Raw genomic sequence first — 14888 nt, 5'->3', positions numbered from 1 at the left:
TACAAGGGCGCTCATGAATCGAGACTCTGTCGTTGATACGGCCTCGGGTCTCAGCTGTTAGTCGCTTACGGTAAGGTTTGGCTTTGCGTCTGAGACACTGCCATAACGTGCCGCCTTGTCTCTTGTCCCTCCAGATATAGCGATAGATGCTCATGTGACTAATACCACCATGAACGCCGGCTATTTGTTCAGGACTCCAGCTGTCTTTTAGCTTATCTGTGACCCAATCCCATACATCAGCGATGATAGTGAAAGCATTGTTAGAGCGTCTGTCACAAGCCTTGTTATTAGCATTCTTTGCTCGGTAACCGCGCAGGCCTTTATTACGCCTAAGCTCTCTTGATATGGTGCTGGGACTTCTGTTTAACGCCCTCGCTATAAATTTAATACTATGTTTTGCCCCTTTAAGGGCATAAATCTGGTATCGTTCACCTAGGCTTAGATGTGTATAGTTCATGGTTGCAATCTCACTTTGGTCGGTGGATAAAGACTTTGATGCTAGCGCATCTAGGTCTTTTTTTCACCTCGCATTTGGTATTGCACTTCATGTGTTAATCTAAGCTGTCAAAAATTCAGTATATCCTCTATTATTAATCATCATTGCTGTACATAATAGATACATAGACCTCAATTGAAACGCCTTCTATAACTAGCCTTACAGGCACGATCAGTTTATTTTTTAAACGTCATCAGTTGCTATAAAATAAGCGATTGCATAGCACTATGTTTTATTTATGGTGAACGCTTTTTAACACCACCTCTTCCCTTTTGAGATAATTCTATGAAGTCGTTAACCCTGACCTACTTATTCACCGCCACGTTACTTATGACAGGTTGCCAGTCAATCCAATTTGTCGATAGTCCTATTCCTGTCAAAAACAACGCTATTAAAAATGTGCCCGCTAAAAACATACTGGTTAAAACTGCGCCAATCACGACTACGAACGATAAAAAATAAAAACCGATGTACCAAAAGAAAAATTAAAAAAAGCAGATATCAAAGTGATATCTGCTTTTTGATGTTTACATAATAGGATTTGTTAAACATTTTAAATATTAGAACGGTTAATAGCAACAATCGTATCGCTTTTATTTCTAATTGATTATAGAACTAGGACCTAGGCTGATGTTTAATAATAGTCTTGGCTAGGTGATCTCCAAACCAAATTGCCGTATCGATATCCCCTGCGCCTGGCGTTTCTTCAGGTGGGCCATCTAGCGACTGAGTCATCAAGCCCAAAAAGCTCGATAAACGATTTAAATCATGAGCTTCATGACCGGTTGGCATCAGCGGCAACCCTATCCAGTTCATCCCATGCTGCATGGTATATAAGCAAATCTGCTGTAACACAGCCAATTTATCACCGCTAAGTCCGCCTGAATTGGCGAAGCCTGCTGCCCACTTACCTTCCCATTTACGATGATACCAACGCTTTGATGTCTCATCCATAAAGGTCTTAAATCCTGCCGTCACGCTACCCATATACACCGCACTACCAAAAACCAATAAATCTGCCTGATCCAAAAAATCCCAATCAACATCATGGACATCGACGGCTTTGGCTTGCGCTTCTGGTAATTGCTGACGCGCACCAGTCACTATCGCTTCTGCGACGCGCTTGGTATGACCATAATTACTATGGTAAATAACAGCAATGGATACGCTAGGAAGGTTATCAATGCAAGCTGATGAAGGCTTTATAGGTGTAGTCATACAAACTCTAATAATTGTTTGGTTGAATATAGTCTGTCATTAAATACTAACTACTATATAAGACAGCGGGCGCAATAGTTAATTGATATGAGGCAAGCTTTTATAAATTCAACCTTATTGTTGCCACTGTATTAACAAAGGCTTAATTAATGCGCTAAAAATGTAGCGATTAAACTCAATGTGAAACCACATTGATAATACACAGGAAAAGAAGACAATCAATCTCATACCTCTAAACCTCAGCACCTAATCAAACCTGCCTAAGTTATTCCATATTTGAATATACTAATTCCCTCTCTTCTTATAGCCATTATTAAAAACGGGTTTATCATAGTGCGCTTATTCAAATATCCTCGAATAAACCACTTAAATATTCCAAAACAATATTATAAATAATTAACTCTGAAACTATATATCAGAGAAGGAAGTTATCCCCTTGACGACTACAACGACTAGAGTTCAACCTGTGAACGATACACGAGATCCTATTGCTAGAGAGTCTTTGGCTTTAAATGACCCACAAAAACGACTGATAGCAGGCGGCGCGATTGCGGGTTTTATTATGCTGGTCTATCTGTTTGGCACCCAGCCTATTGCCCAGCCCTTACTTTTTATTATTGGCTTGTTGCTTGGCTATACCTTGTTTCATGCCCGCTTTGGTTTTACTTCAGCATTTAGACGTCTGATGTCGGTAGGGAATGGACAAGCAATGCGATCTCATATGTTGATGTTAGCGGTTGCTGTTACTTTATTCGCACCTATTCTTGCATATGGTACGACGATTTTTGGTGGATCGGTCGCAGGTTATGTGTCGCCAATCGGTGTTAGTTTGCTCGTAGGATCTTTTGTATTCGGTATTAGCATGCAGCTTGGTGGTGGTTGTGCTTCTGGCACGCTCTACGCAGTAGGTGGTGGACGCTCAGTGATGTTCATTACCTTTATCTTCTTTATCATTGGCGCGACTGTTGGTGCTTATCATTTGCCGTTTTGGACAGAAGAGATGCCCTCCTTTGCCCCTTTTTCTCTAGCGACGTCTACTGGCCTTGGTTACAGTGGCGCTTGGATAGTGTCTTTGGCACTGTTTGCTTTGATTGCGTGGGTCACGCTCGTTGTTGAGAAAAAAACCAACGCACCTAAAATGGCACCTGTACCGACTGAAAAAGGTTGGAAACGCATCTTCCGTGGCTCTTGGCCATTATTTGCCGCCGCGATTGTCTTGGGTTTACTTAATGCTTTGACATTAATGACACGCGGGCAACCCTGGGGTATTACCTCTGCATTTTCGTTATGGGGCTCAAAAATTGCGAGCAACTTTGGCGTTGATGTTGCTAGCTGGGGCTATTGGCAGGGGGCTAATGCAGCCGCGTTAAACGCTTCAATCTTTGCTGATTCGACCACGGTTATGAATATCGGTATCATCATTGGCGCTTTTATTGCTTCGGCAGCAGGTGGTTTATTCAAGTTTACCCAGATTACTTTGGGCAATTTTGCAGCTTCCGTGATTGGTGGGTTAATGATGGGTTATGGCGCACGTCTGGCTTTTGGTTGTAATATTGGCGCTTATTTTGGCGGTATTGCATCCTTCAGTGCTCATGGTTATATCTGGGGCATCATGGCTATGGCAGGGACTTTCTTAGCCCTGTATCTACGTCCCTTATTTGGGTTATCGGTACCGAAATCTAATGATTCAGTATGCTAAAAAACGAACGAATGATTAATGAATAGCTTTCTTTAGCAAGCAAGAAGAATTCGTCCCAGTAACGCGTTATAATACTTGTATTTCTTTTATTTAGGGCTAGCTATACTGCGTACAATTACTAGCGCCATCCGCCCAGTAGCAGGCTGCTGTAAATGTGTCTGCCGTCGATAAGAGTAATAACGGCTATCAGAATAACTACAAGCGTTAGAGGGCTGACTCTCTACGAGGATACCTGCTGATACTAATTGGTCGGCCGCGAGTCTCGATAAATCTATCTTAACCTTATCCGCGCCGACTGTGGCACAGTTTGATGGCTTAGCAACTGTCTTATGTAAATACCGAGCGTTGCTATTGATATTTATATCATCAGCAGAGTTTATGACATATCGCTGATTGAATTTAGCCATATCTGCTGTGGTCAATAATTGGTTTTCTAAGCACCCTTTTCGCAACTTATCTCTCACGTCACAACCAACTTCATAGTTATTCTGACTGATACAAACGCCTATCCAAGCCATAACTTTTCCGCCGCTACCAAAGCGTTCAGCGGTCGCTTGGATGACGCCACAAGCCAGACCTTGCCAGCCAGCATGAATAGCAGCTATTTTCCCCGTTGCGGGCTGATATAGCACGATAGGCACACAATCGGCGGTCATTATCGCCAGACCTACATCGTCTTGCTGACTAACCATGGCATCGGCGGCCAGTGGTTGCATACTCAGCGCGGTCGCATCGATATCATGAATTTGTTTGCCATGGATTTGATTGACCCAGTGTAAATGTTTGATACCTGAGCATTGCTTATTATCCGGTGATACGTTTACTACTTGCTCATTAATAGCAGCCAACAGCCGCATCCGGTTGCCCAGTACTACTGCTGCATTATCATTGACATGCAGCCCTAAATTTAGCTCACCATAACTGGGCTGATTTGCTGAGGGAATAACATTTAGATTGGCATCAGTAGCCACTATATCGTCAGCAAAAAAAGCCGCCGTTTGAAAAACAGCGACATCATCAATTTGCGCAATTAAGGTCATAGGAAGCTTATCGTTCATGGCTGATTCTCAGCGACTTTTAGGCGAAGTTTGCTCATCATCATAACCTTCGCTTAACACCGCCATTAACTGCTGCATATCTTCAGGCAGTGGGGTCGTTACTTCAATATCCTCACCTGTCGTGGGATGCACGAAACCGAGCGTATAAGCATGCAGAGCTTGACGTGGAAAGTTATTGATTGCTTGGCGCTGCGCTTCTGTAAGTCCTGCTCGCAGTTGACGGCGGCCGCCATAGACCCGGTCACCGACTATCGGATAGGTAACATGGCTCAGATGTACTCGAATCTGGTGCGTACGACCCGTTTCCAAGCCAACATCCAATAAGCAATAATTATCATTGAGAGGGGTTACATTTAATAAATGTGTGACTGCTTCGCGTCCTGCCGTCATCACCGTCATTTTGGTACGCTGATTGCGATGACGTCCAATCGGTGCATCGATACGGCGATGGCGTAATAAGCTAGCCGCATCCCCTGCCACTACACATTGATAATGACGATAAACGGACTTGTCTTTTAACTGCTCCATCAGTGCCATTTGTGCAGGTTTGGTTTTACCAATCAGCAATAGCCCCGAGGTGTCTTTGTCAATTCGGTGTACCAACCCTGCACGCGGTAAATGGTGCTGTTGAGGATAATGATACAGTAGTGCATTGACCAAAGTGCCTGTTTGATTGCCCGCGCCAGGATGCACTACCATACCGACGGGTTTATTGATGACCAATACATCGTCATCTTCATAGACCACTTCGATCGCGATATCTTCTGGCTGGTCTTCGCTATGCTGCTCTAATGTCGTTGATAAATGCAAGACATCACCTGCTTTGACCCGGACTTTTGGTTTTTGCACACTGCCGTTATACAGCAAGCTGCCGTCATTAATCCAGCCTTGCAACTGTACACGCGAAAAATCAGTAAATGCTTTTGATGCCAATTTATCAATTCGCAAACCAGCTTCATCTTCTGTGGCGGTATGGGTAACATCAATGATGACAGGCACCGATTGCCCAGCAGCTGATGCTTCATCACCCTGGTGTTCTTCGTCATCGCCACTGTAGTCATCTAACTCGTCGTGAATATCGTCACCCAATTCTTCATGATCGGACAAGCTATTGTCATACACTTGCTCATCAAGCGCTGTCTGATTATCATCAGGTAACTCACTATTATTTAAAACGTCATTTGGCATCGGTGACTCTTGTGCTGATGAATCAGTATTTAGCAATTGATTCGGTGGTAAATGGGTAGTCATAGCATTATTATTCATAGCAGATATATAAGTGGCAAAGTCTCTGACATGGTTTTGCAAGGTGACTTTTTAAAATCGAATAAAAATTAAGTAAAACACTTAGGGGCTGTATAAGCAATCGTCGTCAAAAAAACGGCAGTAATATCGTCATAGTGTAGCATATTGAGCGTTTAAGCCCTATAGAAGCGATGCGTTATCTGTCACTTTTTGATTATCACTTGGCATGTTGAGCGTTATGCTGTGCTAAATATTCGACCATGGCATTCACAGCGACTACCTGTGAACGATCAATACGCCCTAGCCATTAACTCTCTAAAATATGACATTGCTGTAATTTACTGTATATTTATCGGTACCAGTGACATTGGATATCGCTCGTGCTAGCAGCTCATGTTAAAATACCCAACTATTATGTGACGTGCTGCCAGCAGTTTTATGCAGTATGATTAAATCAAGTACAATATAGATGGCGAAAAAATAGACGCAGCAAAGGTTATTCTATAAAGTATAGCCATATTTTGCTGTATGCTATGGCACTGTATTTTAAAACAACTATTTTTATTATTCACCTTTTATATAGCATAATGGCGCTGCTGCTATTATGCGTCTTGTGTCGGAGAAGAAGTATGCAAGCTGTTGGCAATACGTTTATCAAGCTGTCCTCAATAACGCTACTTGCGCTAAGCGTAAACCTAGTGGGTTGTCAGACTTTTAAAAACCTGACTGGTGGGAAAGATGTCGATGCAGTAGAAACGGCAGAAAAGTCAGAGCAAAGTTATTATAACGATGCCCTGGCTCAGATCGAAAAAGGTCGCTACGCCCAAGGTATTGAAGATCTAACCAATCTCCGTACATTCTACCCTACAGGGCAATATGCTGAGCAAGCATTGCTCGATATGATGTATGCCCAATATGAAAGCGGTAAATATGAGATGGCAGCCGCCAGTGCTGAGCAGTTTATTCGTTTATACCCCTCTAATCCACAAGCCAGCTATGCCTATTACGTGCGTGGTGTGGCCAACATGCAGGGCTCATCTGAAGGACTGAAACTGTTTAAGATGAACCAAGCCGAACGCGATACCGCGTATCTGCGTATTGCTTTTGCCAACTTCCAAGAGCTTATCAATAAATATCCAAATAGCCCATATGCACCAGATGCCGCTCAGCGCATGACTTTTATTTATAACCAGTTTGCTGAAAGTGAGATGAGCGCTGCCAATTGGTATATCGAACGTGAAGCGTATGTTGCCGCTGTTAACCGTGCCAAATGGGTGTTTCAGTACTATCCACTCAGTGAGTCAGTGCCTGAAGCCATTGCTGTACTTGCTTATAGCCATGAAAAACTGGGTCTAAATGACTTGGCAAAAGAGTATAAGACGCTATTGCAGATTAATTATCCAAACTGGCTAACCAACGATGGCCGCGTCAAGCTAAATACCAAACGTGAAAGCACATGGCTCAATAAAGTAACGTTTGGTAAACTTGGTCGTTCTGGGGTCACGGACAGCTCTGTTTCTACCGGTAATTATGATGGGGCAACTAAGACCCAAATTATTCGTAAGGCCAGTCAATTAAGACTGCCTAGTGACAATGCGCCGACCACTGCTCCACAAGGTACTTCACCAAAACGTACTAATCCTAATGGTGTCAATGTCGGTTTGGGCTTACCTGAAGCGTCAACTGAGCGAGTGACCAGTCAATCAAGCACAGGCTCTACTGCTAGAGAAGCTGAAGTAGAACCGCAGAATATTAACCCAACACGCCGTACGACACTGCCCAACCAAGGAATTGCCGTAACGCCATCGGATACACCTGCCGATAGTGCAGATATCAATGATAAATAACGGTTTAAAACCTAGGACAGTGTATCTGGGTTAGAGACGCTAGCGTCTTTTAAGTATACAAACGTCTATCATAAAAAATAAGGTCAACGATATGGTTGGCCTTATTTTTTCTATTTCTACCTTTATTTTTATTGAATTATCTATGCTCAATATTGTTTACCTTCAATATTGTTTATGCCTAAGATAATTCACCTATGGTAAACTATTTTTTGCATGAGCATACCAAATCACATTCTTGAACAACTTAATAGCCAAGCTGACTTAATCAGTATTATTGGGCGTCATACCACGCTTAAACGTGCTGGTAGTGAGTACAAAGGCTGCTGCCCTTTCCATGGTGAAAAATCACCGTCTTTTTATGTCAATCCACAAAAAAATATCTATCACTGTTTTGGCTGTAGTGTCGGCGGTAATGCCATTAGCTTTTTGCGTGACTATGAAAACCTTACCTTTATCGAAGCGGTCAATGAGCTGTCCAAGCAAACTGGCATCGAAGTACCAAAAGAAGAACAGCAAAACGTCAGTTATCAGCGTTCCAAACAAAAACCCACTGCAAAACCAATACCAGCATTGCCAGCTGAAACGGCGACACACTCGCAAGCCCCAGTTAGTCAGCCAATAGCCGATAGTCAGTCATCAATAAATATACCGCCTGATTATACGCAACAACCAACTTATAACGACAATAGCTACGATAGCTACGACAACTATCCACCGCTAGATGCTTACGATTCAGTACCTTATCCAGCTGAGTCTTATGCTTCAGACTATCAAGGTGATGACGGCTATCCACCTGCGTGGCTGATAAGTAGCGATGATGGCTCTATTGCACTGCACGAAGAAAATAGCGTCGCTGATAAAGACGGTAATCTGTACGAGCTATTAGAGCAGATTCAGCAATTTTATCAGCATAATCTCAGCATTCACCCGCATGCTAAGCATTATTTTTTAGCGCGTGGTATCACTGAAGACATCTTTGAAACCTTTGGCTTGGGCTATGCGCCATTTGGTTGGCAGCACCTCGAGCACCAATTTCCCCAAGATATCGAAGGTCTAAAAGCGCTTGGCTTAGTGCGCCAGTCAGAATCTGGACGCGATTATGACTTACTCCGTGATCGGGTTATTTTCCCGATCCGCGACAACCAAGGACGGACCATTGGTTTTGGTGGTCGCGCGCTCGATGACGAAGTGAAGCCCAAATATATCAACTCGTCCGACTCGCCTGTGTTCCATAAGCAGCACGTACTATATGGCTATTATGAATCTCGCCAGCAGCGTGCAGATAGCTGGCTGGTGGTCGAAGGCTACATGGATGTGATAGCCCTTTATCAAGCGGGTATTTATGGTGCCATCGCCTCGATGGGTACGGCGATTAATGAGAGTCAAATATCACGGCTTTTGACCCTAAATCCTACCCTAACATTGAGTTTCGATGGCGATAGTGCGGGACAAAAAGCGGCTTGGCGCACGCTGGAAGTTGCCCTGCCTGTGCTTGCCGATGACAAAGAACTACGGTTTTTAACCCTACCTAATAATCACGATCCTGATACTTTTATTAAAAGTCAGGGCAGTGACGCCATGCGTGAGCAAATCACCAATGCAATGCCGCTGTCACAGTATATTTTCGCTTATTTAAGTGAGCGCCATGACTTAACCTTGGCAGAAGGCAAAGCCAAGCTGATGTCACAAGTGCGCGCCTTGACCACCGCATTGCCTAAAGGCAGTAGCTTTCGTTATTTACTGAATAATGATATTTATCAAAAACTGGGTGGTAAACGCAGTCAAAATAAAGAAGCAAGAGACGCCCTACTAGATTTTGATGGTGAAATGACCATCAGTCAGCAGTTGCAGCTTTGTTTTTTATTCCAACCGCGCGCCTTGATTGATGACCCTATCGAGTCGATTTGGCAACAGGCAGGTATTAACCAGCTGCAGTTACCTGCTCATATAAAGCAAAAAGCCTCTGCCGATATATTGCGTCCACTAGCGTGGGAAGACCTACAAGACGATGGATTGCTCGATATCGTCAGTACCATCAAACGCTGCCTTGATTATTTACCAAAAGATGCCAATGCAGCGGCGCACTTTATCTTATCTAACCTAACGCCTGCCACCCAAGAAACACTGAGCCGTAGCTGGGGCGGGTTTTATAAAACCTTGACCGCAAGAAGCATCTTAAGCCTCGATGAGCTGATTGAAAACTTAGTAATGCAGCTGCTCAAATTGCATTTGCAAAAAAAGATGCAGGAGCTGATTAAAAACCCTGATCACATCAAGCTGGCGATTGTCCGTAAGCAATCACAATTGTTAAATGATTGGTTGCGCGCTCAGCAAGCCGAACAATCAGCACAAATGACCACGGTTAAATCTTAATTTCTGTGCTTATTTTTTATTAATAAAACCGTAACCCTTTAAAAGTATAGCGGTTGTCCCCACTAATAATGATTATGCCCAGTAATACATGCAGCCCTAAATTAGGTAATTGGTAAAGCAATTGATTAAAAATAATTGGCAATATCTGTAATAAACACAGGCGAGCATCACTAGCTCGTGCTTGATTACTATGGTCTGTGTTAAACTGTGTCGCTGTATATTTACAGCACTGCTCAATAGATGGCGACAAGACCGCATCGTTGAGCACAATTTTAAATATATATTTTTTAGAGATTGTTTTTGAGTATCATCTTTTTTAGGCAACACTATCTTTTAGGTAGCATTATTTTTTAGGTGATCTTATTTTGCAGACTTTTATCTTTATTGATTTTTAGCCATTTTTTGGCACTGTTATTGTAGTGTTTTGAGCCTTTATTCATATCCACTCATTTTTGATATTATTGACAACCTCTACGCCACCTTTTGATCAATCGATTGATAAGATCAACGCACCCAGCCAGCGATAGCGCGTCACAATATAAAAATGTCCGATGCAAGTAAGCGAGTATTTATGAACGATAAGTCAGTTTCTAAGTCCACATCTCAACTGGCCACCTTAATCCAAATGGGTAAAGAGCAAGGGTATCTTACCTATGCTGAGGTGAATGACCAACTGCCCGACTCTATTACCGAAAGCGATCAGATCGAAGATATTGTGCAAATGCTGACCGACGTTGGTATCAAAATCTTTGAATCTGCCCCTGACGCCGATGACATCTTGATGAACGACGATTCAAGCGATGATGACATGGCAGCAGATGAAGCAGCGGCGGTATTAGCCTCTGTTGAGACAGAGCCTGGTCGCACCACCGATCCTGTACGTATGTATATGCGTGAAATGGGTACCGTTGACCTACTGACTCGTGAAGGTGAGATTGCTATTGCCAAGCGTATCGAAGAAGGTATTCGTGACGTGCAGCATGCGATGTCTTATTGGCCGGGTACGGTACAATTCGTCCTAGATGAGTATCAAAAAGTACAGGACGGCGAGAAAAAACTTTCTGATGTCATCACTGGTTTTCTAGACCCTGAAACCGAAGCAGACAAAATCGCCGCTCAAGAAGCAAAAGAGGCGGCGAAAGAAGAAAGAGAGCGCATCAAAGAAGAAAAAGAAAATCCTCCTGTTATCAAAGAAAAAGCCAAAAAGGCGCTAGGTGACGATGATGAGGACGAAGAAGAAGTAGAGGAAGAAGCTGAAGAAGAAACCGGCGGTATCGATCCAGAAGAAGTACGCTTACGTCTAGAAGAGATTGAACACTTATTTATCAAAGCCAAACAAGCCTTGCTTGATTATGGCCGTGGTAGCGTAGAAGCAGATGCTGCTTATGCCCTACTTGCCGAACGCTTTATGATGTTGAAGTTAAACAATCGCTTGTCAGACCAAGTGATGGCTATCATGCATGACGTCTATGACGATGTGCGTAAGCAAGAGCGTCAAATCATGCGTTTGGTGATTCGCCGTGGTCGTATGCCGCGTGATGAATTCCGTAAAACTTTCCCTAGCAATGAAACCAACGTTGATTGGCTCATTGAGCGTATTAAAGGCAAGCCTGCTTTTGCAGGTACGCTAGAAAAAGTCGCTGACGATGTGATTTTACTACAACGTAAAATTCGTGATTACGAGCAGCAGCTCGATATGAAAATCCACGACATGAAAGACGTCGCCCGTCGTATGGCGGTTGGCGAAGCAAAAGCGCGCCGTGCCAAAAAAGAGATGGTCGAAGCTAACTTGCGTCTGGTAATTTCTATCGCTAAGAAATATACCAACCGTGGTCTACAGTTCTTGGACTTAATCCAAGAAGGTAATATTGGTCTGATGAAAGCGGTTGATAAATTTGAATACCGCCGTGGTTATAAATTCTCAACCTATGCCACGTGGTGGATTCGTCAGGCGATTACCCGCTCTATCGCTGACCAAGCGCGCACGATTCGTATCCCTGTGCATATGATTGAGACCATTAACAAGATAAACCGTGTCTCACGTCAATTGCTACAAGAAATGGGCCGCGAGCCAACGCCTGAGGAATTAGGCGAACGCTTAGAGATGGACGAAGTTAAAGTCCGTAAAGTGCTAAAAATTGCCAAAGAGCCTATCTCTATGGAGACGCCAATCGGTGATGATGAAGACTCGCACCTAGGCGACTTTATCGAAGATGGTACGATTTCAAGCCCTGTCGATGATGCGACCGCAGCTGGCCTGCGTGAAGCGACGCGTGATGTATTAGGCAACTTGACTGAGCGTGAAGCACGTGTCTTAAAAATGCGCTTTGGTATCGATATGCCAACCGACCATACGTTAGAAGAAGTTGGTAAGCAGTTTGATGTAACGCGTGAGCGTATTCGTCAGATTGAGGCAAAAGCATTACGTAAATTGCGTCATCCTTCACGTTCTGAGCATTTACGCTCATTCCTTGAAAATGACTAATTTAAATAGTATGTGCTAAGCACATCTTATTACGCCTAGTGGCAAACCAAAAAAGCTGAGTATATCTCAGCTTTTTTGTGCCTGTTATTTAATGGCTGCTATTTAATGGCTGCTATTTGATGGTTGTTATTTAATGGCTATTAGCTTTTACCTATTAAATATAGAGCCGCTATAGCATGAGATAAGCAATTAATTCATAAAAATATTGCCTTTATTTAAAATATCGAGTATAACTACCTACCGTTCGGTAGTTAAAAAATTAAATAGATAAATAGGTAATAGTGCACTCTTATGAATAAACAAACCCATGTAAAACACATCAGTATCAAAACCGTCATCTCTCTTGCCATCATTGTGGCGCTTGGCCCTGCAGCGATTGATATGTATTTGGCCTCAATGCCGAATATGGCAACAGACCTCAATACCTCCTACGCCACCACGCAAATCACGTTGACCGTCTTTCTTATCTTTATGGGTTTAGGACAGCTGGTATTTGGTCCCGTATCTGACGCCATAGGACGAATAGCACCATTATTTGCAGGCTTACTGGCATATATTGGCGCTTCCGTGTGGGCGATGTGGTCACAAAGTATTGAAAGCCTAATCTTTGCTCGTATCTTGCAAGGTCTTGGCGCCTCTATGGCTATCGTGGTGGTGATGAGCATGGTACGCGACTTAGTCGATGGACCAAAAGCGGCACAAATTTATGCTTTATTAAATACCATTGTGGCATTAGGTCCAATCGTCGCGCCAGCAATCGGCGGTATCGTCGGTGCGCATTATGGTTGGCGCGGCGTCATGTTTATTTTGGCGGCGTTAGGTATCATCGTGCTGATTAATACGCTGTTGAATATCAAAGAAACCTTGCCAAAAGACAAGCGCATTCAATTAAATATAAAAAATATTACAGGCATTTATGTCGGCATATTAAAGAACAAAACCTTTGTCTTTAATCTATTTGCGCTATCTGCGGTGTATTTCTTTTTGTTTGCCTACATCGGTGGTTCTGCTTATGTCTATCAAACAGACTATGGTCTTAGCCTAGAGCAATTTGGTTTTGTCTTTGGCTTGACCAGTATCAGTCTAATTTTAGGTGCATCTTCCACCGCTTATTTGGTCAAAAAAATATCGGCGTCACATTTGGCCTTAATCGGTGCCGGTGTCATGATGCTGGGTAGTGCCGTTTGCATCATCGCTTATCTGCTATCGATGGGTTTGGTCGGTATTGTCACTGGCATTGCCTTGGGATTATTTGGTCTTGGTGTATTAGAAGCGACGTTGATGGCGATTGCAATGGACTCGCAGCGCAGCGCTTTGGGTTCAAGCGCAGCTTTATTGGGCGCCATTCCTATGTTACTCTCATCCACTGCCACACCCATCGCAGGACAATTGGTCGAAATGAACACCTTATATTGGTTAATCTTGCTAGGTGCGATGGGACCAATTATTTTGATACTGGTCTATCTCGGTTCTAGAAGTTTAAAACCTTATAACACTCTCTCCACACCATCATTAGAGGAGGCCTATGCAAAGTCATAAACCACGCTCAAGCGCTAAGCAACGTATTATTGATGCTGCGTTTGAGCCTTTCTTTATGCACGGCTATGAGGGCGCATCACTCAGTGATATTGCTAAGGCTGTGGGCATCCGCAAAGCCTCTCTCTATACGCACTTTGCCAGTAAAGAAGCGATATTTTTAGAATTACTGCAAGATGCGCTCGAGTCGGAATGTGCGTTTATTAAGTCATGCTTTGCGACGACTAGTGAATTTTCTACTCCCGGTGAAGCGTATTGCCATGCTTTTGAAGCGCGTTATGAAAGCGCGATTACCTTACGGTTTTTAATTCGCATGGCCTATGCCGCACCTGTGCATTTGACCGATACCAGCGCGGCGACTTTTAATGTCTATATAAAGGTGTTGACTGAGCAAATACAGCTGGCTCTACAGCCTTATCAGCTCGACTCTGAGCAGCTAGAGCTGTATACCGATGCCTATCTAGGCGTAATCGATAGCTTAAGTGTAGAGCTGCTATATGCGGAAGGCTTATATGAGCGCCGTTTTAAAGCCATGCTGATGCTTTATCACACTGCTATTGAACAGCTCGATAAAAAATAGATTTTTAAATCTAAGCTGCTTTTTTTATCGTTATTTGGACATCACTTGCTAATGATGGCTGAGTTCACCTATCATAGGGCTGATCTGCTTAAACACGAACCACTTAAACAGCAGCTCAAAGCTCTATTAGAATTACTTTAAAGTCGATACAATTTTAAAATCGATACCATGCGACTGGGATGAATTTTTCGTAGCCTCTGTGATAACAGCAAGCAAGGAAAATTTATACCAGTCGCACATAGCTATAACGTATCGCTTTTATTTTGAACTGACTAGGGGCTGTATAGAATTGGGAGATAGTTGAAAAAAATAAGCAACGCCTTACACTCTTGTTTACCACAACAAAGAGAA

General features: G+C 43.2%; 11 protein-coding genes. 7 read left to right on the top strand and 4 right to left on the bottom strand.

The window, feature by feature from the left end:
• On the bottom strand, window positions 1-457 hold a 457-nt coding region (locus tag EI162_RS10595; protein WP_192524329.1), incomplete at its 3' end, for an IS30 family transposase.
• 324 nt (window positions 458-781) lie between these two features.
• Here EI162_RS10595 and EI162_RS10590 point away from each other — a divergent pair.
• Window positions 782-958, top strand: coding sequence for a hypothetical protein (locus tag EI162_RS10590; protein ID WP_192524328.1), 177 nt, complete (start codon window positions 782-784; stop codon window positions 956-958).
• A gap of 153 nt (window positions 959-1111) precedes the next feature.
• Here EI162_RS10590 and EI162_RS10585 read toward each other — a convergent pair whose 3' ends face one another.
• Entirely contained in the window at window positions 1112-1714 is a 603-nt protein-coding gene (locus tag EI162_RS10585) for a flavodoxin family protein (protein WP_192524327.1), read from the bottom strand.
• Window positions 1715-2150: 436 nt separating this feature from the next.
• On the opposite strand from EI162_RS10585, the gene EI162_RS10580 reads away from it, so the two are divergent.
• On the top strand, window positions 2151-3413 hold the full coding sequence (locus tag EI162_RS10580; RefSeq protein ID WP_192524326.1) for a YeeE/YedE family protein: 1263 nt from the start codon (window positions 2151-2153) through the stop codon (window positions 3411-3413).
• Between the two features lie 86 nt (window positions 3414-3499).
• On the opposite strand, the gene EI162_RS10575 is transcribed toward EI162_RS10580, so the two are convergent.
• A complete protein-coding gene (locus EI162_RS10575) occupies window positions 3500-4471 on the bottom strand; it encodes a polyphenol oxidase family protein (RefSeq protein WP_192524325.1) in 972 nt (323 codons plus the stop codon).
• Between the two features lie 9 nt (window positions 4472-4480).
• A complete protein-coding gene (locus tag EI162_RS10570; RefSeq protein ID WP_192524330.1) occupies window positions 4481-5722 on the bottom strand; it encodes an RluA family pseudouridine synthase in 1242 nt (413 codons plus the stop codon).
• 623 nt (window positions 5723-6345) lie between these two features.
• On the opposite strand from EI162_RS10570, the gene EI162_RS10565 reads away from it, so the two are divergent.
• From EI162_RS10565 to EI162_RS14765, 5 genes are all read left to right on the top strand, one after another.
• Window positions 6346-7563 carry an outer membrane protein assembly factor BamD gene (locus EI162_RS10565; protein ID WP_192524324.1) on the top strand — a complete coding sequence of 406 codons (1218 nt, stop codon included), beginning with the start codon at window positions 6346-6348 and terminating at the stop codon, window positions 7561-7563.
• Window positions 7564-7776: 213 nt separating this feature from the next.
• The gene (locus tag EI162_RS10560) at window positions 7777-9936 is read left to right on the top strand and encodes a DNA primase (RefSeq protein WP_192524323.1); all 2160 of its coding nucleotides are present in this window, start codon (window positions 7777-7779) and stop codon (window positions 9934-9936) included.
• Window positions 9937-10507: 571 nt separating this feature from the next.
• A complete protein-coding gene (gene rpoD / locus EI162_RS10555; protein WP_192524322.1) occupies window positions 10508-12421 on the top strand; it encodes an RNA polymerase sigma factor RpoD in 1914 nt (637 codons plus the stop codon).
• A 291-nt stretch (window positions 12422-12712) separates the two neighbouring features.
• Window positions 12713-13960, top strand: a complete 1248-nt coding sequence (locus EI162_RS10550; RefSeq protein WP_192524321.1) for a multidrug effflux MFS transporter — start codon at window positions 12713-12715, stop codon at window positions 13958-13960.
• The gene (locus tag EI162_RS14765; protein ID WP_192524320.1) at window positions 13947-14537 is read left to right on the top strand and encodes a TetR/AcrR family transcriptional regulator; all 591 of its coding nucleotides are present in this window, start codon (window positions 13947-13949) and stop codon (window positions 14535-14537) included. Before EI162_RS10550 ends, EI162_RS14765 begins: the two co-directional genes overlap by 14 nt.
• The last annotated feature ends 351 nt before the right edge of the window (window positions 14538-14888 follow it).

The organism is Psychrobacter sp. FME6, assembly GCF_014861365.1.
Taxonomy (GTDB): domain Bacteria; phylum Pseudomonadota; class Gammaproteobacteria; order Pseudomonadales; family Moraxellaceae; genus Psychrobacter.
Note: the sequence above shows the minus strand (reverse complement) of the source record. Positions and strands in the feature narration are given on the sequence as shown.

Excerpts from the sequence above, each read along its gene's own strand:
- EI162_RS10590 (WP_192524328.1), top strand. The coding sequence starts at position 782 with ATGAAGTCGTTAACCCTGACCTACTTATTCACCGCCACGTTACTTATG.
- EI162_RS10585 (WP_192524327.1), bottom strand. The coding sequence starts at position 1,714 with ATGACTACACCTATAAAGCCTTCATCAGCTTGCATTGATAACCTTCCT.
- EI162_RS10575 (WP_192524325.1), bottom strand. The coding sequence starts at position 4,471 with ATGAACGATAAGCTTCCTATGACCTTAATTGCGCAAATTGATGATGTC.
- EI162_RS10570 (WP_192524330.1), bottom strand. The coding sequence starts at position 5,722 with ATGACTACCCATTTACCACCGAATCAATTGCTAAATACTGATTCATCA.
- EI162_RS10565 (WP_192524324.1), top strand. The coding sequence starts at position 6,346 with ATGCAAGCTGTTGGCAATACGTTTATCAAGCTGTCCTCAATAACGCTA.
- EI162_RS10560 (WP_192524323.1), top strand. The coding sequence starts at position 7,777 with ATGAGCATACCAAATCACATTCTTGAACAACTTAATAGCCAAGCTGAC.
- rpoD (WP_192524322.1), top strand. The coding sequence starts at position 10,508 with ATGAACGATAAGTCAGTTTCTAAGTCCACATCTCAACTGGCCACCTTA.
- EI162_RS10550 (WP_192524321.1), top strand. The coding sequence starts at position 12,713 with ATGAATAAACAAACCCATGTAAAACACATCAGTATCAAAACCGTCATC.
- EI162_RS14765 (WP_192524320.1), top strand. The coding sequence starts at position 13,947 with ATGCAAAGTCATAAACCACGCTCAAGCGCTAAGCAACGTATTATTGAT.